Annotated in this window: 21 protein-coding genes and 2 pseudogenes; 12 read left to right on the top strand and 11 right to left on the bottom strand. The window is 61.4% G+C overall.

Annotated features, from left to right (window positions below; genetic code table 11):
• Positions 1–870 carry an alpha/beta fold hydrolase gene (locus ACZZ0Q_RS11600; protein WP_463538880.1) on the top strand — a complete coding sequence of 290 codons (870 nt, stop codon included), beginning with the start codon at positions 1–3 and terminating at the stop codon, positions 868–870.
• Between the two features lie 157 nt (positions 871–1,027).
• Here the strand turns inward: ACZZ0Q_RS11600 and ACZZ0Q_RS11595 are convergent, their stop codons facing one another.
• Both ACZZ0Q_RS11595 and ACZZ0Q_RS11590 read right to left on the bottom strand, forming a co-directional pair.
• Positions 1,028–1,780 carry an SGNH/GDSL hydrolase family protein gene (locus tag ACZZ0Q_RS11595; RefSeq protein WP_463538881.1) on the bottom strand — a complete coding sequence of 251 codons (753 nt, stop codon included), beginning with the start codon at positions 1,778–1,780 and terminating at the stop codon, positions 1,028–1,030.
• Between the two features lie 5 nt (positions 1,781–1,785).
• Positions 1,786–2,061: a hypothetical protein gene (locus ACZZ0Q_RS11590; protein WP_463538882.1), complete on the bottom strand. Its 276-nt coding sequence runs from the start codon at positions 2,059–2,061 to the stop codon at positions 1,786–1,788.
• Positions 2,062–2,109: 48 nt separating this feature from the next.
• On the opposite strand from ACZZ0Q_RS11590, the gene ACZZ0Q_RS11585 reads away from it, so the two are divergent.
• Both ACZZ0Q_RS11585 and ACZZ0Q_RS11580 read left to right on the top strand, forming a co-directional pair.
• The gene (locus tag ACZZ0Q_RS11585) at positions 2,110–2,289 is read left to right on the top strand and encodes a hypothetical protein (protein ID WP_463560590.1); all 180 of its coding nucleotides are present in this window, start codon (positions 2,110–2,112) and stop codon (positions 2,287–2,289) included.
• 263 nt (positions 2,290–2,552) lie between these two features.
• Positions 2,553–4,529, top strand: coding sequence for a BCCT family transporter (locus tag ACZZ0Q_RS11580; RefSeq protein WP_463538883.1), 1,977 nt, complete (start codon positions 2,553–2,555; stop codon positions 4,527–4,529).
• Positions 4,530–4,711: 182 nt separating this feature from the next.
• Here ACZZ0Q_RS11580 and ACZZ0Q_RS11575 read toward each other — a convergent pair whose 3' ends face one another.
• The 3 genes from ACZZ0Q_RS11575 to ACZZ0Q_RS11565 form a co-directional block, all read right to left on the bottom strand.
• On the bottom strand, positions 4,712–4,960 hold the full coding sequence (locus ACZZ0Q_RS11575; protein WP_463538884.1) for a DUF3077 domain-containing protein: 249 nt from the start codon (positions 4,958–4,960) through the stop codon (positions 4,712–4,714).
• A gap of 519 nt (positions 4,961–5,479) precedes the next feature.
• Entirely contained in the window at positions 5,480–6,157 is a 678-nt protein-coding gene (locus ACZZ0Q_RS11570; RefSeq protein ID WP_463560588.1) for a hypothetical protein, read from the bottom strand.
• A gap of 110 nt (positions 6,158–6,267) precedes the next feature.
• Complete coding sequence (locus ACZZ0Q_RS11565) at positions 6,268–11,109, bottom strand: NAD-glutamate dehydrogenase (RefSeq protein WP_463538887.1); 4,842 nt, start codon at positions 11,107–11,109, stop codon at positions 6,268–6,270.
• Between the two features lie 489 nt (positions 11,110–11,598).
• Here ACZZ0Q_RS11565 and ACZZ0Q_RS11560 point away from each other — a divergent pair, with 489 nt between their 5' ends.
• From ACZZ0Q_RS11560 to ACZZ0Q_RS11535, 6 genes are read left to right on the top strand one after another with little or no spacing between them, the layout of a single operon-like run.
• On the top strand, positions 11,599–12,558 hold the full coding sequence (locus tag ACZZ0Q_RS11560) for an AAA family ATPase (protein ID WP_108097801.1): 960 nt from the start codon (positions 11,599–11,601) through the stop codon (positions 12,556–12,558).
• A gap of 5 nt (positions 12,559–12,563) precedes the next feature.
• Positions 12,564–13,508 (top strand): DUF58 domain-containing protein, encoded by a 945-nt coding sequence (locus tag ACZZ0Q_RS11555; RefSeq protein WP_463538888.1) that lies wholly within the window; start codon positions 12,564–12,566, stop codon positions 13,506–13,508.
• Positions 13,505–13,999, top strand: a complete 495-nt coding sequence (locus ACZZ0Q_RS11550) for a DUF4381 domain-containing protein (protein ID WP_463538889.1) — start codon at positions 13,505–13,507, stop codon at positions 13,997–13,999. The genes ACZZ0Q_RS11555 and ACZZ0Q_RS11550 overlap by 4 nt, the downstream gene beginning before the upstream one ends.
• The gene (locus ACZZ0Q_RS11545; protein ID WP_463538890.1) at positions 13,992–15,041 is read left to right on the top strand and encodes a vWA domain-containing protein; all 1,050 of its coding nucleotides are present in this window, start codon (positions 13,992–13,994) and stop codon (positions 15,039–15,041) included. The genes ACZZ0Q_RS11550 and ACZZ0Q_RS11545 overlap by 8 nt, the downstream gene beginning before the upstream one ends.
• On the top strand, positions 15,038–16,873 hold the full coding sequence (locus ACZZ0Q_RS11540) for a VWA domain-containing protein (RefSeq protein WP_463538891.1): 1,836 nt from the start codon (positions 15,038–15,040) through the stop codon (positions 16,871–16,873). Before ACZZ0Q_RS11545 ends, ACZZ0Q_RS11540 begins: the two co-directional genes overlap by 4 nt.
• A gap of 3 nt (positions 16,874–16,876) precedes the next feature.
• Complete coding sequence (locus ACZZ0Q_RS11535; RefSeq protein WP_463538892.1) at positions 16,877–18,517, top strand: BatD family protein; 1,641 nt, start codon at positions 16,877–16,879, stop codon at positions 18,515–18,517.
• A 372-nt stretch (positions 18,518–18,889) separates the two neighbouring features.
• On the opposite strand, the gene ACZZ0Q_RS11530 is transcribed toward ACZZ0Q_RS11535, so the two are convergent.
• Together ACZZ0Q_RS11530 and ACZZ0Q_RS11525 are read right to left on the bottom strand one after the other, a co-directional pair.
• A complete protein-coding gene (locus tag ACZZ0Q_RS11530) occupies positions 18,890–19,645 on the bottom strand; it encodes a methyl-accepting chemotaxis protein (protein ID WP_463561017.1) in 756 nt (251 codons plus the stop codon).
• Between the two features lie 102 nt (positions 19,646–19,747).
• Positions 19,748–20,545, bottom strand: a pseudogene (locus ACZZ0Q_RS11525) (cache domain-containing protein); the annotation flags it as partial.
• Positions 20,546–20,665: 120 nt separating this feature from the next.
• On the opposite strand from ACZZ0Q_RS11525, the pseudogene ACZZ0Q_RS11520 reads away from it, so the two are divergent.
• The 3 genes and pseudogenes from ACZZ0Q_RS11520 to ACZZ0Q_RS11510 all read left to right on the top strand — a co-directional run.
• Positions 20,666–22,150: pseudogene (locus tag ACZZ0Q_RS11520) on the top strand (PDC sensor domain-containing protein); the annotation flags it as partial.
• A gap of 102 nt (positions 22,151–22,252) precedes the next feature.
• Positions 22,253–23,008, top strand: coding sequence for a methyl-accepting chemotaxis protein (locus ACZZ0Q_RS11515; protein WP_463542184.1), 756 nt, complete (start codon positions 22,253–22,255; stop codon positions 23,006–23,008).
• 170 nt (positions 23,009–23,178) lie between these two features.
• Entirely contained in the window at positions 23,179–23,775 is a 597-nt protein-coding gene (locus ACZZ0Q_RS11510) for an NADPH-dependent FMN reductase (RefSeq protein WP_463560586.1), read from the top strand.
• Between the two features lie 476 nt (positions 23,776–24,251).
• Here the strand turns inward: ACZZ0Q_RS11510 and ACZZ0Q_RS11505 are convergent, their stop codons facing one another.
• The 4 genes from ACZZ0Q_RS11505 to ACZZ0Q_RS11490 are packed head-to-tail and all read right to left on the bottom strand — an operon-like array spanning position 24,252 to position 26,882.
• Complete coding sequence (locus ACZZ0Q_RS11505; RefSeq protein WP_463538893.1) at positions 24,252–25,574, bottom strand: ATP-binding protein; 1,323 nt, start codon at positions 25,572–25,574, stop codon at positions 24,252–24,254.
• Complete coding sequence (locus ACZZ0Q_RS11500) at positions 25,571–26,239, bottom strand: response regulator transcription factor (protein ID WP_463538894.1); 669 nt, start codon at positions 26,237–26,239, stop codon at positions 25,571–25,573. Before ACZZ0Q_RS11500 ends, ACZZ0Q_RS11505 begins: the two co-directional genes overlap by 4 nt.
• Positions 26,239–26,574, bottom strand: coding sequence for a PepSY domain-containing protein (locus tag ACZZ0Q_RS11495; RefSeq protein WP_463538895.1), 336 nt, complete (start codon positions 26,572–26,574; stop codon positions 26,239–26,241). The genes ACZZ0Q_RS11500 and ACZZ0Q_RS11495 overlap by 1 nt, the downstream gene beginning before the upstream one ends.
• Positions 26,574–26,882, bottom strand: coding sequence for a PepSY domain-containing protein (locus ACZZ0Q_RS11490; RefSeq protein WP_122496016.1), 309 nt, complete (start codon positions 26,880–26,882; stop codon positions 26,574–26,576). Before ACZZ0Q_RS11490 ends, ACZZ0Q_RS11495 begins: the two co-directional genes overlap by 1 nt.
• Positions 26,883–26,971 lie beyond the last annotated feature (89 nt).

Genomic DNA, 26,971 nt, shown 5'->3' with positions numbered 1-26,971 from the left:
GTGACAATCCACATTTCTGCTGCGGCGCGTGGCGCAGATGCGCAATTCGCCACCGCCATCAACCGCACCTTAACCGTCGCCGGCACAGAGATCGCCTACCGCACCGTCGGCGCTGAACATGCACTGCCGCTGCTGATGCTCAACCATTGGGGTGCGGTGCTCGACAACTTCGACCCGCGCATCGTCGATGGCCTGGCCCAAACACGCCGGGTGATCGCCACTGATTACCCCGGCATTGGCGGCTCGGGTGGCAAAGCCCGTTTGACCGTTGAGGAAATGGCCGACGATGCCATCGCCCTGATCCGCGCGCTGGGTTATAGCCAGGTCGACGTGCTCGGCTTTTCGCTCGGCGGCTTTGTTGCGCAGGCCGTGGTACTTAAAGCGCCTGAACTGGTGCGCAAACTGATTCTGACCGGCACTGGGCCTGCTGGCGGACTAGGCATCGATCGCGTGTGGTCCATGTCATGGCCGCTGATGATCAAAGGTTTACTGACCTTACGCGACCCTAAGTTTTACTTGTTCTTCACCTCCAGCACGCAAGGCAAACAGGCAGCCAAAGCTTTCCTGGCGCGCTTGAAAGAACGCAAACACCACCGCGACAAAGAGCCAACCCCGGCTGCATTTATGCGCCAACTAAAAGCCATTCAAGCCTGGGGCAAACAGCTGCCACACGACCTCAGCCAAATCAAAGCCCCAACCCTGATCGCCAACGGCGACAACGACATCATGGTGCCGTCGCTGAACTCGGCCGACCTGGCGCGGCGTATCCCTAACGCGCAGCTGGTGATTTACGACGATGCCGGACATGGCGGGATTTTTCAGAATTACGAGGATTTCGTAGAGCGGGCGGCGATGTTTCTGGAGGATTGAGCCGAGATGGCCGCGACTCTTTCAAAAAGCACACCCCCCGCTTGCGGGAGCGGCTTTAGCCGCGATTGGCCTGACTTACAACTGGTAAACCGAGCCCAAACACATCATTAGCGTTTCCAGGAATCGCGGCTAGAGCCGCTCCTACAGCGAATGGCTGTTAGCCCGCCCGCTCGGGTACTACCACTCGCCCGCTCAACATCTGCGGGTCGGCAAAACACTCGCGCAAAATCGCCGCGCTTTCGCTGGCCCACAGCGCGTACGCCGCGGCGCCCGGATGAAAGCCGTCGGCGGCCAGCGAATCGCGTTGCATGGGGAACTCGCACGCTTGCAGGTGGCAGTCCATGCGTCGGTTGGTCAGCCATTTCAACCCGGCATTGAAGTACCTGGCGCGCCGCCCTAAGTACCAGCGCAGCGGTTGCGGCAGTGCCGCAAAGGCGTGCATCGGCGGAATCGGTGCGATCAACACGTGCCGGGCGCTGTATTTCCATTGCAGTAAATCCAGCAGCCGGTTCATGGCGGGCGTCCACTCGGCCACCGATGCACCGCCGGTCACATCGTTCAAGCCGATAGACACCACCACCGCATCAAACGGCTCGGTCACGCTGCGTTCCACCAACGCCTGCAACTGCGCGGTGTTCAATCCCGACTGCGCAATCAGCTTCCACGACACTCTGAAATCGCTGGCCAGATTGCTAACTAACTGCCCGCTAAGCGCCTCGGCCTGGCTGTTCACACCTACGCCTGCCGCCGCCGAGTCCCCCAATACCAGCAGGCGCAGGTGCGGGCCACTTCCGGTCGTGCCCACGCGCTCGCCTTCCGGCTCAGGCAGGCGCGGCGTGACTCGGCGCACGTACAGGCCTTGCAGCAACAGCAATGGTGCAAGGAAAAGTTTGATCAGCGTGTCGCGCATAGACCTCAGCCTTGTTGCTTCAAGTGCAGGTTCAAGCGGCGAGTCAGTTTGGCTACCAATTGCGGGTCTTCCATGGCTAACAACTGCTGGCCCACCCAGTCGCGCCAGCCGGCTTTCTTTTCTTCACGCGCGCTCATCAAACGGCCAAATTCCCAGGCGGCTTCCAGGGCCAACTGCGCGTCCAGCTCTTGTTGGCGTTGATAGCTTTCGAAGCAGTATTGGCGATGGTGCTGAATGGCGGTGCGTTCGGCGGCTGGAAGCTGGCTGAGGTTGAACGACATATCCGAATCCCTGTAAGCTGGTTATGCATACAGTATTTGGAGCAAGTGATGAACTGTCAACACGAGTCTGAACACGATGGCAAAAAACACCCTGCAGGCGCCGAGCAGCAACCCATGGAAATGCTCGACTACCTGCGGCTGGCCAATTTCATTCACTACCTTGCGAACGACGTGAGCGAGGCGCCAGGTGGCGGTGGGCTGGTGTATGGCGAAACCGGTCTGGCGTAGTGACGCAAAAACCGTTCAAAAGCCCCTCTCCCCAACCCTCTCCCGCAAGCGGGCGAGGGAGCTGATCCGCATGCGCTTTTCGTAGGGTGTGCATTGCTCCCGCTCGGCACAAGGGCTCGGGGGCGCTGAGAACTTCAATAAAAAATTGAACCCCAGCGGCACTAGTGCCCTCCCATAGGCTCCGCGAACCGGCCCTGTCCGGCGCAGCCCGTGGTCATGCACTACGATTGCTGCAGCGCACCCGCCTAGAAGGAATATCCGCCATGGAAACGCCGGCGAAGCCGCGTAATACCCTCAACCCGCCGGTGTTCTACACCGCCGCCGTGCTGATTCTGCTGTTGGTGTCGTACACCGTGCTGTTCCAGGAACAGTCGCAAACGCTGTTCGACCACATCCAGCACTGGATCATCGTCAACGTCAGCTGGTTTTACATCCTCACCGTCGCGCTGATTCTTATCGGCGTGGTGTTCCTCGCCGTCAGCCGCTACGGCGACATCAAACTCGGCCCGGACCACAGCGAACCCGACTACCGCAACGCCAGCTGGTTTGCCATGTTGTTCTCCGCTGGCATGGGCATTGGCCTGATGTTCTTCGGCGTGGCCGAACCGGTGATGCACTTCACCACGCCGCCCGTTGGCGACCCCGGCACCGTGCAAGCCGCCAAAGAAGCCATGAAGCTGACGTTCTTCCACTGGGGCCTGCACGCCTGGGCGATCTACGCCATCGTGGCGCTGATCCTCGCCTACTTCAGCTTCCGCCACGATCTGCCGCTGACCCTGCGCTCGGCGCTGTACCCGCTGATTGGTGAACGCATTTACGGCCCCATCGGCCACGCCGTGGATATTTTCGCCATTCTCGGCACCGTATTCGGCGTCGCCACCTCGCTTGGCTATGGCGTGCTGCAGATCAACAGCGGCTTTCACATGATGTTCGGCCTGCCGGTCAACACCACCGTGCAGTTGGGCCTGATCGTGGTGACGTGCGCGCTGGCCACACTATCGGTCGCTACCGGCCTGGACCGTGGCATTCGCATCCTCTCGGAACTAAACCTGAGCCTCGCCGTTATCCTCATGCTCTTTGTGTTGGTACTCGGGCCGACCGTGTTCCTGCTTCAAACCTATGTGCAGAACACCGGCAGTTACCTGTCAGAAATCGTCAGCAAAACCTTCAACCTTTACGCCTACGAACCCACCGACTGGATCGGCGGCTGGACCCTGCTCTACTGGGGCTGGTGGCTGTCGTGGTCGCCCTTTGTCGGCCTGTTTATCGCGCGTATCTCCCGTGGCCGCACCATCCGCCAATTCGTCTGCGGCGTGCTGTTCGTGCCGGCCGGTTTCACCTTGCTGTGGATGACCGTATTCGGCGACACCGCCATTCATATGATCCGCAACGAAGGCAACACCGAACTGGCACGGGTCGTCGGTGAAGACAGCTCATTGGCCTTGTTCGCCTTCCTCCAGCACTTCCCCTGGTCCACGGTGGTATCGAGCATTGCCGTGCTGATGGTGGTGGTGTTCTTCGTCACCTCCGCAGACTCCGGCGCCCTGGTCGTCGACATGCTCGCCTCGTCCGGCAGTACCCATTCGCCGGTGTGGCAGCGCATTTTCTGGTCGGTGCTGATTGGCGTGGTGGCGATTGCGCTGCTGCTGTCCAACGGCCTCAAAGCCCTGCAAACCGCGACCATCGCCAGCGCCCTGCCCTTCGCCTTAATCCTGCTGGCCTCCATGTGGGGCCTGTTCAAAGCGCTGGACAAAGACTCCACCAAACAAGGCATGCGCTACCACGCCCTGGCCCGTCCTCGGCAAACCGCCCGCACCCACGGCGGCTGGCAGCGCCGCCTGCGCGGCATCGCCATGTTTCCGCGCCGCGCCCACGTGAACCGGTTTATCAGCGAAGTGGTGCGCCCGGCGTGTGAATCGGTGGCCGAAGAGCTGAAAAAACAAGGCTACGTAGCCGAAGTCACCACCGGCAGCGACGGCCGCACGGCGCTTGCCGTAAGCCTGACCGGGCAGCCCGACTTCCTCTACGAAGTACGCCCCCGCGCCTTCACCCTGCCGAGCTTTGTACTGAGCGGCGACGAAGACACCGTCAGCGAAACCCGCAAATACTTCCGCGCCGAAGTGCACCTCAAAGAAGGTGGGCAAGACTACGACCTGATGGGCTGGAACCGCGACGACGTCATCGGCGACATACTCGACCAGTATGAAAAGCACATGCATTACTTGCATGTGGTGCGGTAACGGCGGCACTAATCAAGAGTCCCTCTCCCCCGGCCCCTCTCCCGCAAGCGGGCGAGGGGTGACGCAAGGCGCAAAGCACACTCCGATCAGCCCCCTCTCCCGCCTGCGGGAGAGGGTTGATTTTGACGTCCAATAAAAAAGGGAGCCTAAGCCCCCTCCTCTGCACGCCTGACAATCGACCCTCAGGCAGCCACGCTCTGACAAGCCTTGGTCAGCGCCTTCGCCATTTCACTCAGCGTCTGCAAAATCGCCCGCTCGTGGTCTTTGTTCGTGAGCGAGTCCGCAGCCGCAAGACTTTCGACGTACATCATCAAGGCTTCAGCCCGAGAAAGCGCCTCATCAACAGGCGCGCCGGCATTGACTAGAAATAGCGGTGCGGTGCCCGAGAGGTCGAAGGGTTGGGACGTGGTTAGGGTGGATATTTCTTTCATGACTTATCGCCTTTCGAGAGTGAGAAAGGCCGCCACAATTCGTCGCCACACAAAAGGGTGGCAGCTGTACGCAGGTTGGCGAACCGGTCGGAAAGCGCAAACACCGGCATACCCGAAGGTATCCCGCGCACAGCCGCCATAGCTGCGTCGCGGGCACAAAAAAAGCGCCTGCTTCACAGAGATGGGCGCTTGTGCGCATTCCGAACTTTGGGTCGCCAAACCCAGTCGCTGATGTGCAGCGACGGCGGGACTATAGGGCGGGCTCGGTTGGGATGGCAACGGCTTTTTTGCCGAAACGCGCCTGCGGGAAATGTCCCAGAGAGATAGCGCGGATGTCGTATGAGCGGCGGGGCGGTATTTCGATCGGCTGCGATTTTCTCGGCACGGAAAATCAAAAACATGGCGGCTAAAGCCGCTCCTACAGGGGGGGGGCGTTGGCACCTTTGTCTAAGCGGCGCGAGTCCATTGTAGGAGCGGCTTTAGCCGCGATGGTTTTTGCAGAAACAACAGTTTCGAAACCTACGCCCTAGTACCGGGCTGATCCAGGCGCAGCCGTCGGATTCTCCCGAGTCGCCTTGATCGCCTCATATTCCGGACCAGTTTGGGCACTTCCTGGATCGGAGCCGTCCCGAGGCGGAACGCCCAATAAGCGACTCCAGTAGTGACCATCAACAAGCGCCGGTCCCTTAGCTCCTCTAGCTCCAGAAGCGCTTTGATGAAGCTGTAGAAGCTGCCTTCCCCGAGATAGTCGTCGTTTAGTTTTTCCGCCAGGCGCAGTGCAGCTGATCGCGCAGTGCCTATGATCATTGCCAACGGAATAACCAAAACAGCAAAAGGAAATACGAGGTTTTCAGTAATGAACCAAACTATTTGTGTTACATCGCTCACGAGCGCAGGCAAATGGGCGTAGAAGGTCTGTTTTTCCGCCATGGTGACAACAATAGCGGCAATCACAGCCAATAAGCCGCCGAGGTATGAGGCGAAATTTCCTGCGCTGGGAAAAGTAAAAAAACCGCGCGCTTTCTTGACGATCGGGTCACCGGCTTTTGCATTTATTGCGCAGTGCCATTCCCATTGATCGATAAGTGCCCGTGCGAGCGTTTCGTAATTCTCGTGCTCACCAAAAAGCGAACGAATAGTGGCTTCCCGGTCCTGTTCCCTGAACATTATTGCGGTGCGCATTTTAACCAAAAGCATCGCGGCTCAAGCGGAGTGCCGCCCAGCCGCTCCCACAGACGACGGTGGTGTTTCGCTAGCATAAAAAAGCCCCGCACTAGGCGGGGCTCTCCATTACTGCTTCACAGCCTTCAACCGCGCTGCGACAAGTCCATCAACTCCCGATTCGCTACGGCATACATGGCGTAGTCGGTGCCGGTGGCGGCGCGCAGTTCGCCGAGCATGGCTTTCCAGCGGTCGACCATTGGCCGGTGCTGTTCGATCCACACTTGGGTGCGTTCTTCCATGTCCGCCGGGGCGTCGGTCATTTGCAGCACCGATACCGTGATGGCCCGCTGTTGCCAGTCGAGGTCGTCGCGGAAGGCTTCACGCGCCAGGGCTTGCCAGTTGTTTTCCACCGGCAGGTTGGTGATTTGCTGCAAGTACCACGACAGTTCCAGTGCGCCGCCGACGGCGAAGTAGGCTGCGCCCACTTGTGCCGGGTCCTGGCCGGTGATGTCGGCCGCTTCGATAATCGGCAGCAGGGTGTACAGATGACTTGTGCCGGCAACCGCGCGGGCCAGTTCTTCCGGCACGCCTTGTTCCACGTAGTCCTGCACGCGCGCTTGCCATTGTTCACGCGCCGGCCCCTCGAGCAGGCCGTCGAGTTGTTTGGCCAATGCTTCCAGGCGTGGCGCGAAGTGGCCGACGTCACGGGCGGCGTCCAGTTCGTTGCGACGGCTGCGCAGGAACCAGCGCGTGGCGCGGCGGCCCAGGCGCATCAGTTCGTCCATCAGCTGCAGTTGCAGGTCGGCCGGCACTTTGTAGTCCAGTGCCTCGATCTGCGACCACCAGTACGGCAGACGGAACACGTCACGCACGATCACATAGGCGCCGGCCACGTTGGCCGCGCTCATCCCGGTGGATTCCTTCAGGCGCTGAACGAAGGTGATGCCCATGTGGTTGACCAGATCGTTGGCGATCTGGGTGCTGATGATTTCCCGTTTCAGACGGTGACGGCGCATGGCGTCGCCGAACTTCTCGGCCAACAGCGGCGGGAAGGCGGTTTCCATTTCGCGGGCGAGGTAGTCGTCGTCCGGCACCAGGGATTTGAGCAGCGATTCCTTGAGGTCGATTTTGCTGTACGAAATCAGCACCGACAGTTCCGGCCGCGTCAGGCCGTGACCATTGGCGGCGCGTTCGGCCAGTTGCTCGTCGTTGGGCAGGAACTCCATGGCGCGGTCGAGTTTGCCGCTGCTTTCCAGGGCGGAAATCAGACGTTTGTACTCGCCGATGCGCTCACGGGCACGGCGCTGAGCCAGCGACAGTGCCTGGGTTTGCTTGTAGTTGTTGCCCAACACCAGGCTGCCCACGGCGTCGGTCATTTCGGCCAGCAAGGTGTTGCGCTGCTTGCCGGTCATGTCGCCGGCGGCAACGATTTCGTTGAGCAGAATCTTGATGTTCACTTCGTGGTCGGAGCAGTCCACGCCACCGGCGTTGTCGATAAAGTCGGTGTTGCTGGCGCCGCCATTGAGGCCGTATTCCACGCGGCCGAGCTGGGTCATGCCGAGGTTGCCGCCCTCGCCCACCACTTTCGCCCGCAGTTCGCGGCCGTCTACGCGCAAGGCGTCGTTGGCTTTGTCGCCGACGTCGGTGTGGCTTTCGCTGCTGGCTTTTACGTAGGTGCCGATGCCGCCGTTCCAGAGCAGGTCAACGGGTGCTTTGAGCAAGGCGTTGAGCAGTTCGGTGGGCGGCAGTTTGTCGGCCTTGATATCGAAGCGCTCTTTCATCTCCGGGCTGATGGCGATGCTTTTGGCGCTGCGCAGGAACAAGCCGCCGCCTTTGGAAATCAGCGAGGCGTCGTAGTCGGCCCAGCTGGAACGCGGCAGGTCGAACAGACGTTGGCGCTCCACGAAACTTTTCGCCGCGTCGGGGTTGGGGTCGATAAAGATGTGCAGGTGGTTAAACGCGGCCACCAGTTGCAGCTTGTCCGACAGCAGCAGGCCGTTGCCGAACACGTCGCCGGCCATGTCACCAATGCCGATTACGGTGGAGAGGTCTTTCTGCACGTCGATGCCGCGCTCGCGGAAGTGACGTTGCACCGACACCCAGCCGCCTTTGGCGGTGATGCCCATGCCTTTGTGGTCGTAACCGGCCGAGCCGCCGGAGGCGAACGCATCGCCCAACCAGAAGCCGTATTCGCCGGCAATGCCGTTGGCGATGTCGGAGAACGTGGCGGTGCCTTTGTCGGCGGCGACCACCAGGTACGGGTCGTCTTCGTCATGGCGCACGACGTTTTGCGGCGGCACCACTTCGCCTTCTTTCAGGTTGTCGGTGATGTCGAGCAAACCGGAAATAAAGATGCGGTAGCAGGCGATGCCCTCGGCCAGCACTTCGTCGCGGCTGCCGCCAATAGGCATGCGGCGTGGCACGAAGCCGCCCTTGGCGCCGACCGGCACGATCACGGCGTTTTTCACTTGCTGCGCCTTCACCAGGCCCAGCACTTCGGTGCGGTAGTCTTCTTCGCGGTCAGACCAGCGCAAACCGCCGCGGGCTACTTTACCGCCGCGCAGGTGCACGCCTTCGACCCGTGGCGAGTAGACGAAAATCTCGAACATCGGTACCGGCTTGGGCAAGTCGGCGATGGCCCGTGGGTTGAATTTGAAGCTGAAGTACGACTTGGCCTGGCCGTTGGCGTCGGCTTGGTAGAAGTTGGTACGCAGCGTGGCTTTAATCAGGTCGAGGTAGCGACGCAGGATGCGGTCTTCGTTGAGCACGGCCACGTCATCGAGGGCCGTGAGAATCGCTTGTTCCAGACGTTGCTGCTTGTCGGCCAGGTCATCGGCAGTGAGTTTGCGCGCCAGGTAGAAGCGGGTTTTGAACAGGCGCACCAATTCTTTGGCGATGTCGACGTGGTTCAGCAAGGCGCTGGCGATGTAGCTCAGGTCGAAGCCCAGGCGAATCTGTTTCAGGTAACGGGCATAAGCACGTAGCAACGCCACGTCGCGCCATGGCATCGCGGCCGTTAGCACCAGGCGGTTGAAGGCGTCGTTCTCGGCGGCTCCACCGACGATTTGCACGAAGGCATCCTGCAAGGTGTCGTTGAGTTGCTGAATGTCCAGGTCCAGGCCTTCGGCGTAGGTAAACGCGAAGTCGTGAATCCAGAATTCGCGGCCGTTCTGGTGGCGCAGGCGGTACGGGAATTCACCCAGCACACGCAGGCCGAGGTTTTCCAGAATTGGCAGCACGTCCGAGAGCGCCAGCGGTGTGTCGGCGTGGTACAGCTTGCAGTGCAGCTGCTGGCCGTCGGCGCTCAGCGGCTGGTAGAAACTCATCACCAGCGGGCGTTCGTCCGAGAGGCTGAGCAAATGCTGCATGTCGACCACAGCCGAGTGCGGCGCAAAGCGTTCGCGGTAGCCGGCCGGAAAGCTTTTCGGGAAGTCCGCCAGCACGCGGGTGCCCTTGGCTTCGCCGAGGCTTTCCACTACTAGACCGGCGTAGTCGTCTTTCCACGAACGGCAGGCCTGAATGACTTCGCGCTCGATTTGCGCGTGGTCGATGTTCAGTTTGGTTTTCGGGTCGATGCGCAGAATGAACTGCACACGGGCCAGCACCGATTCGGAGAAATAGGTCCAGAACTCGCAGTCGGTGGCTTGCAGGCGATCGACCAGTACTTGCTGGATGCGCACGCGGCTTTCGGTGGAATAAATGTCGCGCGGCACATAGGCCAACGCATAAACAAAACGACCGTACGGGTCGGCGCGCAGGAACAGGCGCACTTTGTTGCGTTCCTGAATCTGCACGATGGCCAGCGAAGTGTTGTACAGCTCGTCTACTGGGGTCTGGAACAGGTCGTCGCGCGGCAGCACTTCGAGCACTTTCACCAGTTCTTTGCCGAGGTGCCCCTGGGCATTGAAGCCTGAACGCTGCTCCACTTCCGCCACTTTGCGGCGAATGTACGGAATGCTGCGTACGCTTTCGCTGTAAGCGATGGAGGTGTAAATGCCCATGAAGCGGCATTCCTTGACCACGCGGCCTTTGGCGTCCAGTTCACGGATGGAAACGAAGTCCGGGTAGGCCGGGCGGTGCACGCGGCTTGGCTGTGCGGCCTTGGCGAACGACAGCAACACGGGCTCACGCAGGTAATTCACGGCGTAGGCTTCGATGTGCAGGTCTTCGTTGGTCAGACCGGTGCGCAGACGTTTGGAGAGGCCCAGCAGGGTCGATTCGTCATAGGTGATATGACCGCCCTCGGCTTCATCGGCAACGGTGAATTCTTCGTAACCGAGGAAGGTGAAGCGGTTGTCGAGCAACCACTGCAGAAACACTTTGATTTCCGCCAGCTCGGCGGCTTCGACGTTGAGCTTGGCTTTGCTCAGCCACTCCAGCAATTCGCCGACTTTGGCGCGCATGGGTTGGAAGTCGGCGACGGTAATGCGCACTTCTTCCAGCACTTCGAGAATGGCGGCTTCCAGCGTGCGCATGTCGGTGGCGTTAGCGCTGCGGTCGATCTCCAGGAAAATCAGCGACTCTTGCGCCACGTCCGGGCCGGTGGTGCCTTTGGGCAACACTTCCACCAGCTCGCCTTTGGCGTCGCGGCGCACACTGAGCACGCTGTTTTGCAGGGTATGAATGCTGTAACCGCGACGGTTCAGCTCCATGCGCACCGAGTCGACGAGGAAGGGAACGTCCGGGTGCAGCACTTCCACGGCAGTGTGGGTCGACTGCCAGCCGTGCTTTTCGTAATCGGGGTTGAAAACACGCACCTGCGGTTTGCTGCTGTCGAAGCGTTCTAGCAGACGCCACGCGGACAAGGTGCAACCGACGAGGTCGGAGAGGCGACGCTGGGTCAGTTCCTCGAGGGCGGTGATACCGAAATACTGCTCGGCGAACAGGGCTACTTGTGACAACGCCTGTTCACTAACGTGCTGAGCCAGTGCCGCTTGCAGTTGATGCTGAAAGTCGGCTTTGCTGGCCGCCGTAAAGAACGCCATGTGTGTGCTCCGCTGGGCTTGTTGTTCGTGAGAGAGCTCGCTGAATTCATACCTGACCGATTACGCCGTATGCCGGTGCCGAAAGTTACCTGGGCAGGGCACCCTGTTAATCGGGTTGCACAACAGTCTAGGCCATTGTTGAAACCCGCCAGTGCACGCGACGACCATCAAGTCACGCGTAGCTTAACGAGAGGCTGTGACCGAGGGATTGCGATGGGGCGACATATTCGGACAGGCTTTCCACTGCTCTAGCCGGGGCTCGCCAGGCAAAAGCATCGCGGCTAAAGCCGCTCCCACACCATCACACAATCTGTAGGAGCGGCTTTAGCCGCGATGCTTTTTGACCCAGCACTCAATCCCCCAGCCCCCCAATAGCCGCCGCTTCGTGTTTTGCATTAAAGTGTCACGCCATTCGCAGCCACCCCCGCGCGCCTTGCCGCCTGGCTGTGAGCCGTTGCATCTCGTCAATCCGCCAGGAAACTTTCCACGATGGAACACCGCGAAGCGCTCGTCGCCCTGCGTCAATTTCTCTCCACGCAGATTCTGGGTCAGGAAAAACTCATTGAGCGGCTGCTCATCGCCCTCCTCGCCGACGGCCACATGCTGGTAGAGGGCGCTCCCGGCCTGGCCAAGACCAAGGCGATCAAGGAGCTGGCTGAAGGCATCGAAGCGGAGTTCCACCGCATTCAGTTCACCCCCGACTTGCTGCCTGCCGACATTACCGGCACGGAAATCTATCGCCCGGAAACCGGCAGTTTTGTGTTCCAGCAAGGGCCGATTTTCCACAACTTGGTGCTGGCCGACGAAATCAACCGCGCGCCGGCCAAGGTGCAGTCTGCGTTGCTCGAAGCCATGGCCGAGCGCCAGGTGAGTGTCGGGCGCAGCACCTATGATCTGTCGCCGCTGTTTCTGGTAATGGCCACGCAAAACCCGATTGAACAGGAAGGCACCTATCCCCTGCCTGAAGCGCAGCTCGACCGCTTCCTGATGTATGTGAAGATCGGCTTCCCCGACGCCTCGGTCGAACGCAAGATTCTCCAGCAAGCCCGCGGCGAAGCCCTGAACGGCGAAACAAAACCCGAGCATAAAGTCAGCCAGCAGGCGATTTTCGCCGCGCGCAAAGAAGTGCTGGGTTTGTACATGGCCGACGCCGTGGAGGAATACCTCGTGCAGTTAGTGATGGCGACCCGCACACCGGCCAAGTTCGATCCGGAGCTGGCCGAGTGGATTTCCTACGGCGCCAGTCCGCGCGGTTCCATTTCCCTCGACCGTTGCGCCCGCGCCCACGCGTGGCTGGCGGGCCGCGACTTCGTGTCGCCGGAAGACATCCAGGCGGTGCTGTTCGACGTGCTGCGTCACCGCATTATTTTGTCGTTCGAAGCCGAAGCGGCCGGCATTGATCAGGACCGGGTGCTGCAACGCATCCTCGATGTGGTTGCCGTGGCCTGATCGCCATGCAACCGCTTGCCGCCAGCGAACCCGGTATTCGCGTCAGCCTCGCCGAGCTGATCGAGATGCGCCACCGCATCCGCGAGGTGCAATTGTTCTCCACGCCAGCGCGGCGCAGCCCGCTGGTGGGTTTGCACCACTCCAAACTGCGTGGCCGTGGCGTCGACTTCGACCAGGTGCGCGTGTACCAGCCCGGCGACGACGTGCGCACCATCGACTGGCGGGTAACGGCCCGTACACAGGAGCCGCACACCAAGCTGTTCCATGAAGAGCGCGAGCGGCCGATTTTTATTTTGGTCGAACAGAGCCAGCGCCTGTTTTTCGGCTCAGGGCTGGCGTTTAAATCCGTACTGGCCGCGCAAGTGGCGGCGCTGATTGGCTGGGCCGCGCTGGGCCACAACGACCGCGTCGGCGGTTTGGTGTTTGGCGATAACGAGCACCACGAAATTAAACCCCGACGCAGCAAGATGAGCCTGCTACAACTGCTCAACCGCCTGGTGCGCGCCAACCAGAACCTTAATAGTGAAATTCCCGCCGGCCGCGACACCTTTGGCCTGGCCCTGCGCCGTGCGCGCGAAGTGCTGCGCCCGGGAAGCCTGGCGGTGGTGCTGTGTGATGAGCGCGCACTGAACGACAGCGCCGAGCAACAGCTGACGCTGCTGGCCCGCCACACCGATTTGCTGCTGCTGCCGTTGTCTGACCCGCTGGACCACGCCCTGCCCGCTGCCGGTTTGCTGCAATTCACCGAGCGCGGCGCGTTATTGGAGCTCGACACCCATAACGCTGAACTGCGCGAGACCTATCACGCCCTCGGTGAAGTTCGACAGGCGCGCTGGCAATTGTTGGCGCAAAAACTCGGCGTGCCGCTGTTTCCGCTCTCCACCTTGAACGACCCGATTGAACAGCTGCGCGATCACTTGCAAGGGCAGCGGCCGAGGAAGAAGCAATGAATCCTCTCGACCAGTTGCAACCTTTAATCGCCCCGCCGCCAATTTCCTGGTGGCCGCCAGCGCCGGGCTGGTGGCTGCTGGCGTTGTTGGTTCCGGTGGCGCTGTGGGGCCTGTGGCGCTTGCGCAAACGCCTGCCGCAACGCGGCAAGAAAAACCGCACCGACGTGCCACTCGACCCGCTGCGCCTGGCTGCGTTGCAGGAACTCGGGCAACTGAAAAAACCCTATGACGGCATCAATGCCGGCCCTTGGTTGCAGCAGCTCAATGCCCTGCTCAAACGCCTGTGCCGCAGCCATTACCCCAACAGCCAAAGCCACACCATGAGCGGCCGCGCCTGGTTGGCGTACCTCGACAACCGCTGCCCGGCAGCCGGTTTGACGCGCTGGATGATTCTGGTGGAAGGCGCGTACCGCCCCGAATGCAAACTCGACGACAAAGCGGTGGATGGTCTCTACCAAGCCGTCGACACCTGGATTCGCAAACATGTTTGAGTTCACCTGGCCCTGGCTGTTTGTGCTGCTGCCACTGCCGTGGTTGCTGCGCCTGGTATTACCGGCTGCCGACAGTGGCGAGGCGGCGCTGAAGGTCAGTTTTCTGCCGGAACTCGAAGGCCTGGCCGGGCGCCGTGCGCGCGCGAACCTACCGGCGTGGCGACAACAGGCGCCCTTCGCCCTGCTTTGGTTGCTGTTGCTGAGTGCGGCGGCCCGACCGGCGTGGGTGGGCGAGCCGTTGCCGGTGTCGGCCAGCGGCCGCGATTTGCTGCTGGCGGTGGATGTGTCCGGCTCCATGGATTACACCGACATGCAATGGAACGGCAGCGACGTCAGCCGCCTGACCTTGGTGAAAAACCTGCTCGGCGACTTTATAGAAGGCCGCAAGGGTGATCGCGTTGGCCTGATTCTGTTCGGAAGCCAAGCCTATTTGCAGGCACCGCTGACCTTTGATCGCCGCACCGTGCGCATTTGGCTCGACGAAGCCTTGATCGGCATCGCCGGCAAAAACACCGCCATTGGCGACGCCATCGGCCTGGCGGTAAAACGCCTGCGCCAGCGGCCCGCCAATAGCCGCGTGCTGGTATTGGTCACCGACGGCGCCAGCAACGGCGGGCAGATTGATCCGATCACGGCGGCGCGGCTGGCGGTTGAGGAACAGGTGAAGGTGTACACCATCGGCATCGGCGCCGACCCTGAGCGCGGCGCGTTCGGCATGCTCGGCCTGAACCCTGGCCTGGACTTGGACGAACCGACCCTGCAGAAAATTGCCGACATGACCGGCGGCCAGTACTTCCGCGCTCGCGATAGCGACGAACTGACCCTGATCGAAGCCAGCCTCGACAAACTCGAACCCGTGGCCCAACAACCCACCATCGCCCGCCCTGCCCTTGAGCTGTACGCCTGGCCGCTGGCGGCGGCGTTCTTGTTGAGCCTTTTGCTGGTGGTCAACGCGCTGTGGCCGCACTTACTGCAAAGCCGCTTGCAGCGCGCATTGCCGGCGCGACCGAAATGGCGCCCGCGCATGAGGAAACGCTCATGATCGCGCTTTGGCCTCATTGGCTGCGGCCGTTCTGGCTGCTGTTGCTGCCGCTGCTGCTGTGGTTGCTCTGGCAACTCTGGCACCGCCAACGCCGTGCCGGGCGCTGGCAAATGCTGCTACCGCCGGCTTTCCACGCGGTGCTGCTGAGTGGCGGTAATCGGCGGGTCAGTCGTTTGCCATGGATTGCCCTTGGCGTCGCCTGGCTGCTGTGCTTGCTGGCGTTGTTGGGCCCGAGCTGGCAGCACGTGGAACAAAGCACGCAAAAGCGCGCCGACCCACTGGTGGTGCTGCTCGACATGACGCCGTCGATGCTGGCCGGCGATGTGCAGCCCAATCGCCTGGAACACGCCAAACACAAAGTGCTCGATCTGCTGGAAGCCCGCCACGACGCGCAAACCGGCATTGTGCTCTACGCCGGCAGCGCGCACACCTTGGTGCCGCTCTCGGACGACCTGGCAACCACGCGCAATCTGCTGGAGTCGCTGAAACCGGCAATCATGCCCGAGGCCGGACGCCGCGCCGACCTGGCCGTGGCCAAAGCCATGACGCTGCTGGAACAAGGCGCCCAGGGCAACGGTCGTTTGCTGCTAATCACCTCGGCCCTGGATGATCAGGAACGCCAAGGCATTCGCCAAGCGCTGGGCAAACAAGGCAGCCGCTTGCAGATTCTGGGCATCGGCTCGGCCCAGGGCGCACCGATTGCACAGGAAGGCGGCGGCTTTTTGAAGGACGCCCAAGGCAGCATTTTGCTGCCGCGTCTGGACAGCGCCGGCCTGCGCCGTTTCGCCAATGAACTGGGCGGCAACTACCTGCGCTCGCGTCTCGACGAAACCGACCTGCGCGACCTCGGCCTGCTCGCCGACACCGAAAGCCTGCGCGACAGCGAACCCACGCAATTGGAAACCTGGGCCGACCAAGGTTATTGGCTGCTGTTGCCGCTGCTGTTGCTGGCCGCCTGCGCTGGGCGCCGCGGTTGGCTGTTCTGCTTGCCGTTGCTGCTGATGATGGGCCCGCGCCCCAGCTACGCCTTCGAGTTTGCCGACCTCTGGCTGCGCGCCGACCAGCAAGGCGAACGCCTGCTGCAACAGCACAAGGCCGCTGAAGCCGCCGACACCTTTACCGACCCCAAATGGCAGGGCCAGGCGCTGTACCAGGCCGGCGACTACGCCGGCGCCGCCAACCGTTTCGCCACGGGCGGCAGCGCGGCAGACCACTACAATCGTGGCAACGCCCTGGCCCGCAGCGGTGAACTGGAAGCGGCGCTGGACGCTTACGACCAAGCCCTGGAGGTGCAACCCGAATTGCCCCAGGCGCTGAAAAACAAAGCCTTGGTCGAAGAGCTGCTGCGCCAACAGAAGCAGCAGGAAAAAGAGCAGAAACAGAAAGAACAACAGCAAAAGCAGAAACAAAAAGGCAAGAACCAGCAGCAGAAACCCTCTGAGCAAAACCAGGGCGGGCCCGATTCCAACAGCAACACCGACAAGAACCAGCCGCCGCCGTCTACCCCGAACAAAACGGACGAAAAAGACGCCACGCAAAAACCGCCACCCGATGGCCAGCAAGGCGCTCAGCAAGACCCCAACGCCAGCAAGGCTGGCCAGCAGGCCGGTGGCGACAAAGACGGTAAAGACGGCAAGAACGGCAAAGCCGATAAGGCAGAACAGCAACCAGGCGGCAAACCCCAGGCCGAGGATGGCCAACAGCAACACCTCGGCGCCGAGCAGCGCCAAGCCATGGAGCAATGGCTGCGGCAGATTCCCGACGACCCCGGCGAGCTGCTGCGACGCAAATTCTGGTACGAACAGCAACAGCGCCAAGAGCCTAGGAATTAGTTGATGACCCGTCTGTTTTGCGCCTTTTTGCTGTGCCTGCTGGCAATGCAGGCCAGCGCCGCGAATTTCACCGCCTCGGTGGATCGCACTCGCCTGAGCGAAGGTGAAACCCTGGAGCTGTCGTTGGAATCCGACGACGCCACGTTGTTCGGCAAGCCCGACCTGGCGCCGCTCGATGAAGCCTTCGACGTGCTTGGCACGCGACAGATCAACCGCCTGACCACCATCGACGGCTCGGCACGCGCCACCACGCGCTGGATCATCACCTTGCAACCGAAGACTGTCGGCAACGTGGTGATTCCGTCACTCAGCCTGGGCGAGAACAAAAGCGAGCCGATCACCCTGCAAGTGATCAAAACCGAAGCCAACAGCGACGCCGAATCCGTGGCGCCGGTGTTTATCGACGCCAGCCTCGACCAAGACACCGTGTACGTGCAGGCGCAAACCATTCTGACCTTGCGCATTTACCACTCGGTGTCGCTCTACGACGACAGCGCGCTTACGCCGCTGCAAATTCCCGACGCGCGCATCGAGTCGCTGGGCGATCCGCGCACCTATGAGAAAGAAATCAACGGCGTGCGCCACGGCGTCATCGAGCTGCGTTACGCCATCTACCCGCAGCACAGCGGCGAGCTGGACATTCCGTCGCTCGTCTTCAGCGCCACGGTGGCCGATCGCACCCAGAACAGCAGCACCTACCAGCCTTTCGGGCCGCGGCCGGGGCGATTGATGCGGGTGAAGTCGCCGGTGATTCCGTTGCAGGTCAAAGCCAAGCCGGCCGAGTACCCGGTCGACGCGCCGTGGCTGCCCGCGCGCGCGGTGGTGCTGAGCGAAGCCTGGACGCCGGAGCCGGACAAAGCGCAGGTCGGCGACTCGCTGACGCGCAGCCTGACCTTGAAGGTCGACGGCCTTTCCAGCGCCCAGTTGCCGCCATTGCCGGCGACGTCGGTGAGCGGCTTGCGTCGTTACCCGGACCAGCCGCAACTGAGCAACAGCACCAACGAACGCGGCCTGATCGGCAGCAGGGAAGAACGCGAGGCCTTGGTGCCCAACCGCAGCGGGCGCATTGAGCTGCCAGCGGTGGATTTGGTGTGGTGGAACACCAAGGAAGATCGCCTGGAACACACCAGCGTACCGGCACGCGCCCTGATGGTCGCCAACAACCCGACCATGGACGTGGAAGCGCCGGTGAACACCGACGCCGTGTTGCCTTTGATAGAAGGCCCGGCAGTGTGGCCGTGGCAACTGGCAACGTTGATTCTGAGCTTCACTACCCTGCTCGGCTTTGGCCTGTGGTGGCGTGCGCGCCGCCAGCCAGCGGTGTCGCGCACCGCACAAACCGGCCCGAGCCCACGCAGCTTGCTCGACGACCTCAAACGCGCGTGCCTGGCCAACGACTCCCAAGCCACCCGCCAGGCGCTCGACGCCTGGGCCCGGCAACAGCCCGAAACCCTCGCCGACATGGCCGCGCGGTTTGTGCCCTTGAGTGAAAGTCTGGATGGATTGAACGGCGCGTTGTACAGCGAGAGTGGCCAATACTGGCAAGGCGAGCAGCTATGGAAAGCCATCCGCGCCCTCCCCGCCGCCGAAGCCCCGGCTGACGCGCAGGAAACGAGTCCATTGCCGCCGTTGTATCCGCGGTGATTGGTGTTTGCAGGAATCGCGGCTGAAGCCGCTCCTACAGGTGTACCGATTTGGTGTGGATGGCTCGATTTCCTGTAGGAGCGGCTTTAGCCGCGATGCGGTGGGCCCGCTGGAAAGCGGTTCGGAGTAAACCGCTCAATCACCGCACCTGGATTCCCGCGTTCGCGGGAATGACGGTGGTGTATGTACTTACTCCGTCATCCCGTGAACACGGCGGTGGGGTTGGGATCTGATGGTTATCACGTGACCCGATAAAAACATCCGTCATTCCCGCGAAGGCGGCGGTCCGACGATTCGGAATCCAGAATTTCGAGGCGAACACCCATTTAAGTCCCAAACGGGCCCGCCTTGCGTACAAAATCCCCCACGCCTTCAAATCCTAAACTGCTTAACCAACGTCCCCAACCGATCCCCGAGATCCGCCAGACTCCGCGCAGTCTGCGCACTTTGCTGGGTTTCATCTGCTACCTGTTCCACCGCCCCGGCAATCTGGTGCACGCTGCGGTTGATCTCTTCGGCCACAGCAGTCTGCTCTTCCGCCGCGCTGGCGATTTGGGCGTTCATGGCGTTGATGGTGGCGATCAGTTCGGCAATCGCATCCAGCGAGGCCCCTGCCTGGTTGGCTTGCTGGCTGGTCACATCGCCCGCTTCGCTGGAGCGGCGCATGGCGGTTACGGCGTCCTCGGTGCCTTTTTGCAGGCGGTCGATCATGCCTTGAATTTCCTGGGTGCTCTGCTGGGTGCGGCTAGCCAGGGCGCGTACTTCATCGGCCACCACGGCGAAGCCGCGTCCGGCTTCACCGGCGCGGGCGGCTTCGATGGCGGCGTTGAGTGCGAGCAAGTTGGTCTGTTCGGCAATCGAGCGAATCACGCCGAGCACGCTGACGATGGACTGCACGTCTTGCTGAAGGCTGTCGAGCGAGGTGCCGCTGCTGCGGATGTCGCCGACCAGCGCATGAATGCGGCTGATGCTGCCGTCGACGACTTTCTTCGCGGCCTGCCCTTCTTCATCGGTTTGCTGCGCCGCTGATGCCGCGCCTTGGGCGCTCTGCGCCACTTGATGCGCCGCTGCCGACATCTCATTAATGGCGGTCGCCACCTGGTCGGTCTCGTGACGCTGGCTGGCCATGGCCTTATCGGCGCGTTGGGTCTGCGCGGAAACCTCGCTCACCAGCGTGGTCAGTTGCCCGGTCATTTCCACGATCTGCCGAACCAGCCCATGAATCTTGGCAACAAAGGCGTTGAACGAGCCGGCCAATTCGCCAAGCTCATCTTTGCTGTTCGCCGGCAGGCGTTTGGTCAGGTCGCCATCGCCAGCGGCAATGTCGTCGAGGTTGTTTTTGATTTGCTGCAAGGGCCGTAAAAACGCGTTGCCGAGAGCCAAACCGGCGATGCCGAAGATCACCAACAGCACTAGGGCAATCACCACGATGCTGGTGACGATGGTGCTGATGCGCGCGGAAATCGAGGCCTGCACTTTGGCGACATCCGCCTCGACGCCGTCCAGGTTGATGGCGGTACCGAGGGCCATGTCCCACTTGGGCAGGTAGATGTTGTAGGCCAGCTTGGGCACCAACACTTTGTCGTTGGTGGGCAATGGCGAGGCGTAGCGCAGGTAGTTGGTGCCGTTCTTGCCGACGTTGTACAGCTCGCGGTTTACGTAAACGCCGTTGGGGTCTTTGCGGTCGGCGAGCACTTTGCCGACGTCCAGCGGGTTGTCGCCGCGGAACAGCCGCACGATGTTGGCGTCATGGCCGAAGAAGTAGCCGTCTTTGCCGTATTTGATTTTCGAGAGGATTTTGATCGCCTCCGCCCGGCTGTCCATGTCGCCCTGGGCAGAGCCGTCGTAAAGGCTTTGCACCGAGCCGAGGGCAATTTGCATGTAGCTCTGCAGTTCTTGTTGACGCTCGGCAATCAGGCGTTCACGGGTTTCCTTGACTTCGCCGTCGGCCAGGCTGAGCAGCACTTGCGTGGCCGCACCGCTGAGCACCAATGCAAACAGCAACACCGGAACCAGGGCCAACAGCATCACTTTGGTCTTTAAACGCATGATTACTCCTTCAACTGCGCACCGTCAGGAAACGGCAATACCGAGTTATCGGCGATTGTGATTACGGCTGTAGGTGGTTTCGTAAATTCATTTCAGACTATGCCAGGAGATTCCTCCGACTTTTTTACGCCAACCCCCTCAAACATTTTGTGCGGTGCCGATAAAACCCGTCGGACGCGTCAAAAATATCCGTTCAATATTTCAATCGGCCATGTGCATAATTCCCGCCCACTTGGCCATGACGGCTATCAGTGCGCTGTCCGTAACCACCGTTGTTCTAGCCTTACACGAGAATTACCCATGCTTAGTCGCCTCTCCATCCAGTGGAAAATCACCTCCCTCGCCGGCCTGTGCCTGCTGGTGATCGTCACCCTTCTGGTCGGCACGTCGTTGTACCAGTCGAAAAACACCGCGAACGTGGTCAAGGCGTCGAGCATGGCCATGCTTGAAGAGGCGGCGCAAAAGCGCATGACGGCGCGGGGTGAAACTCAGTCGCTGCGTATTCAGCGGTATTTCATGGACGCCTATCAGTACGGCAACGGCTTTAGCCGTCAGGTGAAAATGCTCCTCGCCCAGGCCAAGGCGCACAGCATTGACGCCGGCGCCGTGCGTTCCGATTTGTCTGAGCAGATGCACACCGCTTTGCAAGGCAACAGCAATTTGTTGGGCCTCTACGTGGTGTTTCTGCCCAACGCCCTGGATGGCCAGGACGCGCAGTTTGTTGATCAGGAAGCCCAAGGCAGCAACGACGTCGGCCGCTTCGCGCAGTACTGGTCGCAGTCTAAAAGTGGTGAGCTGTCGCCCGAGGCCATGAAGGAGGAGCTGCTCAACGACACCAGCGTGATGAGCAACGGGACGCCCTACAACTCCTGGCTGACCTGCCCGCTGCAAGGCAAGAAGGCCTGCGTGCTCGATCCGTATATCGACGAGGTCGACAAGGTTAAAACCCTGATGACCAGCATCGCCTTTCCGGTGGAAGTCGACGGCAAGGTGATTGGCGTGGTCGGTCTGGACATCAGCCTGGCGAGCCTGCAAGACATCAGCGCCAAGGCCAATAAAGAGCTGTACAACGGCGAAGGCCACGTCAGCATCATCAGCCCGCTGGGCCTGTTCGCCGGCCACAGCCGCGACGCGAGCATGCTCGGCAAACCGTTGAACGCAGCCTTCGGCGAACACGGCAACGAACTCACCCGCCTGACCGCCAGCGCCCAATCGCAGGTGCTGCACGAAGGCGACATGCTGCAAGTGCTCGAACCGCTGCAACCGATTCCCGAATCCAAGCCGTGGAGCGTGCTGATCGAAGTGCCCCAGCAGGTGCTGACTGTGCCGGCTAAAAAGCTTGAGGCCGAGCTGGATCAGCGCGGCAAAACCGACAGCAGCGTGTCCTTGGGCATTGGTTTGCTGGCGGTGATTCTCGGCTTGCTGCTGATGTGGCTGACGGCCCGCGGTGTCACCCGGCCGATTCTCAATGTGGCGGCCATGCTGCAAAACATCGCCACCGGTGAAGGCGATCTGACGCGCCGTCTCAACTACACCAAGCGCGACGAATTGGGCGAGTTGGCCGGCTGGTTCAACCGTTTCCTCGACAAGCTGCAGCCGATCATTGCCGACGTGAAAAGCTCGGTGCAGGACGCGCGCGGCACGGCGGACCAATCTTCGGCCATCGCTCGCCAAACCAGCTCGGGCATGCAGCAGCAGTTCCGTGAAGTCGACCAAGTGGCGACTGCGTTCCAGGAAATGAGCGCCACCGCCCAAGACGTCGCCCACAACGCCGCCCAAGCCGCCGAGGCCGCCCGCAGCGCCGACGACGCCACCCGCGAAGGCCTCGGCGTGATCGACCAAACCACCAGCGCCATTGAGTTGCTGGCCAATGAAATGAACGTGGCGATGGAAGAAGTCGAAGGCCTGGCCAGCAGCAGCCAGCAGATTGGTTCGGTGTTGGAAGTGATTCGCTCGATTGCCGAACAGACCAACCTGCTCGCCCTCAACGCCGCCATTGAAGCGGCCCGCGCGGGTGAGTCCGGCCGTGGTTTTGCGGTGGTGGCGGATGAAGTGCGCAGCCTGGCCAAGCGCACGCAAGACTCGGTAGAGGAAATTCGCAAAGTCATCGAAGGCCTGCAAAACGGCACTCGCGAAGTGGTCAGCAGCATGGGCAGCAGCCATCGCCAGGCGCAGACCAGCGTGCAGCAAGTGGAACGCGCCGTGGGTGCGTTGCAACGTATCAGCCACGCCGTGGGCGTGATCACCGACATGAACCTGCAGATCGCCAGCGCGGCCGAGGAGCAGAGTTCGGTGGCTGAAGAGATCAACCGCAACGTGGCTTCGATTCGCGATGTGACCGAATCAATTTCGGCGCAGGCGGATGAGTCTGCGCAGGTGAGTCAGTCGCTGAATCGCTTGGCGAACCATCAGCAGGCGTTGATGGATCAGTTCCGCGTGTAAGGGCTTTTTGTAGGCGCCAGCTCGCTGGCGAACCCTGGACACTTAGATCTAAAAATCACCTGTTCCAGGGTTCGCGACAGAGGTCGCCCCTACAACAACGTGTAACGCTTGCCGGCGCTGCTGCCCCTCGTTAGCCTGCGCGCTTCCCTTCTCTCGCCAAGGATTTGCCCATGCTCAATTACGCCATCGTCGCCGGTTCCAGCCGCAACAACAGCCAGTCCGCCAAGGTGGCGCATTTTCTTCAGCAGCGTTTGATCGAGCTGAGCCTGACCAGCGCCGAAAACAGTTCGGTTATCGACCTCGGCACCGGCGCCCTGCCCCTCTGGCCCGCCGAAGACGCCGGCCCCTGGGCGCAGTATGCCGAGCAGTTGAAAGCGGCTGACGCGGTGATCGTGGTGGTGCCGGAGTGGAATGGCATGGCGTGCCCGGCGATCAAGAACTTTTTTATCTACACCAGCAAGGCCGAACTGGCGCATAAGCCGGGGCTGTTGGTGGGCGTTTCGGCGGCCGTGGGCGGGCCGTACGTAATCAGCGAAATGCGCGCTTCGAGCTACAAGAATTGCCGTGTGAATTACCTGCCGGAACACATTCTGGTGCGCCACTGCGGCGGCGTACTGAATGGGCCTGAAGCGGCAGGCGAAGATGATCAACGTCTGCGCGCGCGCATTGATTATGCGTTGGATATTTTGGCTAAGTACGGCGAGGCGCTGAAGCCGGTGCGGGCGGCGATTGATATGAGCAATCCGGGGTTTGCTAACGGGATGTGATGGGGTGAAGGGCATTGCGGCTAACCGGAGCGTCGGGCCGGCCGTTCCCGCAGGACGCAAGGCCCCTACTTCTGCCTATCGGCAAACATCCGTCATCCCCGCGCAGGCGGCGGTCCGACGATTCGGGATCCAGAGTTTTGGATGAGACGAATATTTGTGCTCGCCACAACATTCTGGATCCCCGCGTTCGCGAGGATGACGGGTGTGGGGTACAAAACCTGCGTCACCCTGGCGAACGCGGCGGTCCGACGGCTCGGGATCCAGAGTTTTGGATTAGACGAGTATTTGTGTTCGCCACAACATTCTGGATCCCCGCCTGCGCGGGGTGACGACGGTCTTGGGCAAAACCTGCGTCACCCTCGCGCGGGGACGGCGGGGATCTTGCGCAGAATCAGCGCAAACCATCGCGGCTAAAGCCGCTCCCACAGAGAGCGAACAACCTGCTCCGGTTAGCCGCGATTTCTGAAAAAAGGCGCTCAAATCCCAGGCACAAAAACACCCACCCGCAACCCACCCAGCGGGCTATCCAGCATTTCAATCCGCCCGCCCCACGCTTCCACAATATCTCGCACGATCCCCAAGCCCAGCCCGTGCCCTTGCACTTGTTCGTCCAGCCGAGTGCCTCGTTCCAGCACTGCTTCGCGGCGCACGCGTTCTATGCCCGGCCCGTCGTCGTCGACCCAGAGCGTGAACCTGCCCGCCTGTTGTTCGATGGTCAGGCTCACGGCCGAGTCGGCCCATTTGCAGGCGTTGTCGAGCAGGTTGCCGAGCACTTCGAGCAGGTCTTCGCGGTCCAGCGGCAGGTGCAAGCCGGGGGCGGCGTGCCAGGTTAGTTCGAGACCTCGGTTGTGAATCATGCCCAAGGTGCTGAACAGCCCTGGCAGTTCCTCGTCGCACACGAACTGCGCGCCGGGCAACGCTTCGCCGGCTAGACGCGCACGGCCCAGTTCGCGGCTCAGGCGTTGTTCGATCTGTTGCAGCTGCTCGCGCAGGGTGGCCTGAATGGCGGGATGGGCTTTTAATTCGTCGCGCTCGGCCAGGCTGATCAGCACGGCCAACGGCGTTTTCAGCGCGTGACCGAGATTGCCCAAGGCGTTGCGCGAGCGCAGCAGGTGGTCTTCGGTGTGAGCCAGTAGGTGGTTGATTTGCGTCACCAGCGGTTCCAGTTCCAGCGGCACTTCGCTGTCCAGCGCAGTGCGTTGGCCTTGTTGCAGTTGTTGCAGTTGCTGACGCACGCGCTCCAGTGGACGCAAGGCATTGCGCACGGTCAGGCGTTGCAGCAGCAGAATAATCAGCAAGGCGCCGGCGCCAACCGCCAGGCCAACGTATTGCGCATGACGAAAGCTGGTGAGTACGGGGCTGTAGTCTTGCGCCACGGTGATGGACATCTGCTGACCGTAGCGGCGGTAGTCGGCGCGGTAGGTCAGCAGCAGTTGTTCATTCGGGCCGTCTGCCAGCTCGCCTTGCAAGCCGGGCTTTGTCGCGGGCGTCAGTTCAAAATCCCACAGCGAACGAGAGCGCCAGGGCGATGGAGCGCCGTCGCTAAAGTCGATGCGGAAGTAACGGCCGGAAAACGGTTGCTGGTAGCTCGCTTGCACGCGCTGGTCGCTGAGTTGCAAACCGCTCGGCCCGCGAACGGTCGCGATCAGCAAACTCTCGGCCTGTTGGCGCAAGCCGTCTTCCAGGTAGCGCCGCAAACCCAGGTCGAGCAACCAGATGCTGGTTTGCGCCAGCACCAGACCCACCACCAGCAACACGCTAACCAGGCCGAGACTCAGCCGGCGCTGAATCGACCTCACGCGCCCAACCCGGCGAAGCGATAGCCCTGGCCGCGACGGGTTTCAATCACTTCACGGCCCAGCTTGCGGCGCAGGTGGTTGACGTGCACTTCCAGCACGTTGGAGTCGCGCTCGGTTTCCCCGTCGTACAGGTGTTCGGCCAGGTGGGTTTTGGACAGCAGTTGCTGCGGGTGCAGCATGAAGTAACGCAGCAGGCGGAATTCAGCGGCGGTCAGTTGAATATCGTCGCCGTTGAGGTTTACGCATTGGCGCGTTTCGTCCAGCTGCAAGCCGGCCGCTTCCAGGTGCGGCTGATTGGCCAAGCCCTTGGAGCGGCGCAGCAATGCCTGAATGCGCAGTTGTAGCTCTTCGGGGTGGAAAGGTTTGGTCAGGTAGTCATCGGCGCCGGCTTTGAGGCCATCGATGCGTTCGGCCCAGGAGCCGCGTGCGGTCAGAATCAGCACGGGCGTGGCCAGCCCGCCGGCGCGCCATTCGCGAAGTACGTCGAGGCCCGGTTTGCCTGGCAGGCCGAGGTCGAGAATGATCAAGTCGTACGGTTCGGTGGCGCCCTGGTGCGCCGCGTCGCGCCCGTCGGCCAGCCAGTCTACGGCGTAGCCTTGGGTGCCAAGGCTGGCGAGCAATTCGTCCGCCAGCGGCACATGGTCTTCCACCAACAACAAACGCATCAGTCGTCTTCCTTGTCCTTGAGAATGCGCCCGTCGCGCACGTCGATTTCCAACTCGCGAACCACGCCGTCGCTGGTCAGTAACTCAATTTCGTAGACCAACACGTCATCCTCTTCCTCCAGTTCAGCCTCCAGCAACTTCGCCCCGGGGTGACGCTCCAGGGCGGGTTTTAGTAGCTGTTCCAAAGGAGGGATACGGCCTTCCTGCCGCAGGCGCAGCACCTCGTCCTGGTCCAGATCACGAGCGTGTACGGCGACGCTCAGGGTGAGCACGGCCAGGACCAGGGCAACGATGCCGCAGTAACGCATCAGCCATTTGCTAACGGGCTTGCTCATTACTTGTCTTGATGGTCTTTCAGGATCTGGCCGTTGGTAGCGTCAAGCTCCAGATCCCATTCCAGGCCCTGAGCGTCACGCAGTTCAACCTGGTAGATGTAGCGGCCGTGTTCTTCTTCCAACTCGGTGCCTTTCACAGTGGCGCCGGGGTGTTTGGCCAGGGCCGCTTCGTTAAGTTTCTCGAACGACTGAACGGTGCCGGCATCACGCAGTTTCATGGCCTCGTCGGGGCCCAGGTCACGCGCTTGAGCCATACCGGCGGTGGCAGTCAGGGCAGCAACAGCAAACAGGGCAGTGAACTTATTCATGGGGTCAGTCCTTTTCTTCAGTTAGTAATGTGTTTCGACGGGATCACCTTATCGCCCGCCGCTTAACTGAAGCTTAAATTCCTTAAGGC

It is taken from the genome of Pseudomonas sp. AC070 (assembly GCF_979258635.1).
The sequence above is the reverse complement of the archived record's forward strand: the minus strand, read 5'-3'. Positions and strand labels throughout refer to the sequence as shown.

Bases quoted from the DNA above. Each gene is read 5' to 3' on its own strand.
- ACZZ0Q_RS11595 (WP_463538881.1), bottom strand. From the start codon at position 1,780: ATGCGCGACACGCTGATCAAACTTTTCCTTGCACCATTGCTGTTGCTG.
- ACZZ0Q_RS11590 (WP_463538882.1), bottom strand. From the start codon at position 2,061: ATGTCGTTCAACCTCAGCCAGCTTCCAGCCGCCGAACGCACCGCCATT.
- ACZZ0Q_RS11585 (WP_463560590.1), top strand. From the start codon at position 2,110: ATGAACTGTCAACACGAGTCTGAACACGATGGCAAAAAACACCCTGCA.
- ACZZ0Q_RS11580 (WP_463538883.1), top strand. From the start codon at position 2,553: ATGGAAACGCCGGCGAAGCCGCGTAATACCCTCAACCCGCCGGTGTTC.
- ACZZ0Q_RS11575 (WP_463538884.1), bottom strand. From the start codon at position 4,960: ATGAAAGAAATATCCACCCTAACCACGTCCCAACCCTTCGACCTCTCG.
- ACZZ0Q_RS11570 (WP_463560588.1), bottom strand. From the start codon at position 6,157: ATGCTTTTGGTTAAAATGCGCACCGCAATAATGTTCAGGGAACAGGAC.
- ACZZ0Q_RS11565 (WP_463538887.1), bottom strand. From the start codon at position 11,109: ATGGCGTTCTTTACGGCGGCCAGCAAAGCCGACTTTCAGCATCAACTG.
- ACZZ0Q_RS11560 (WP_108097801.1), top strand. From the start codon at position 11,599: ATGGAACACCGCGAAGCGCTCGTCGCCCTGCGTCAATTTCTCTCCACG.
- ACZZ0Q_RS11555 (WP_463538888.1), top strand. From the start codon at position 12,564: ATGCAACCGCTTGCCGCCAGCGAACCCGGTATTCGCGTCAGCCTCGCC.
- ACZZ0Q_RS11550 (WP_463538889.1), top strand. From the start codon at position 13,505: ATGAATCCTCTCGACCAGTTGCAACCTTTAATCGCCCCGCCGCCAATT.
- ACZZ0Q_RS11545 (WP_463538890.1), top strand. From the start codon at position 13,992: ATGTTTGAGTTCACCTGGCCCTGGCTGTTTGTGCTGCTGCCACTGCCG.
- ACZZ0Q_RS11540 (WP_463538891.1), top strand. From the start codon at position 15,038: ATGATCGCGCTTTGGCCTCATTGGCTGCGGCCGTTCTGGCTGCTGTTG.
- ACZZ0Q_RS11535 (WP_463538892.1), top strand. From the start codon at position 16,877: ATGACCCGTCTGTTTTGCGCCTTTTTGCTGTGCCTGCTGGCAATGCAG.
- ACZZ0Q_RS11530 (WP_463561017.1), bottom strand. From the start codon at position 19,645: ATGGCCAGCCAGCGTCACGAGACCGACCAGGTGGCGACCGCCATTAAT.
- ACZZ0Q_RS11515 (WP_463542184.1), top strand. From the start codon at position 22,253: ATGCAGCAGCAGTTCCGTGAAGTCGACCAAGTGGCGACTGCGTTCCAG.
- ACZZ0Q_RS11510 (WP_463560586.1), top strand. From the start codon at position 23,179: ATGCTCAATTACGCCATCGTCGCCGGTTCCAGCCGCAACAACAGCCAG.
- ACZZ0Q_RS11500 (WP_463538894.1), bottom strand. From the start codon at position 26,239: ATGCGTTTGTTGTTGGTGGAAGACCATGTGCCGCTGGCGGACGAATTG.
- ACZZ0Q_RS11495 (WP_463538895.1), bottom strand. From the start codon at position 26,574: ATGAGCAAGCCCGTTAGCAAATGGCTGATGCGTTACTGCGGCATCGTT.
- ACZZ0Q_RS11490 (WP_122496016.1), bottom strand. From the start codon at position 26,882: ATGAATAAGTTCACTGCCCTGTTTGCTGTTGCTGCCCTGACTGCCACC.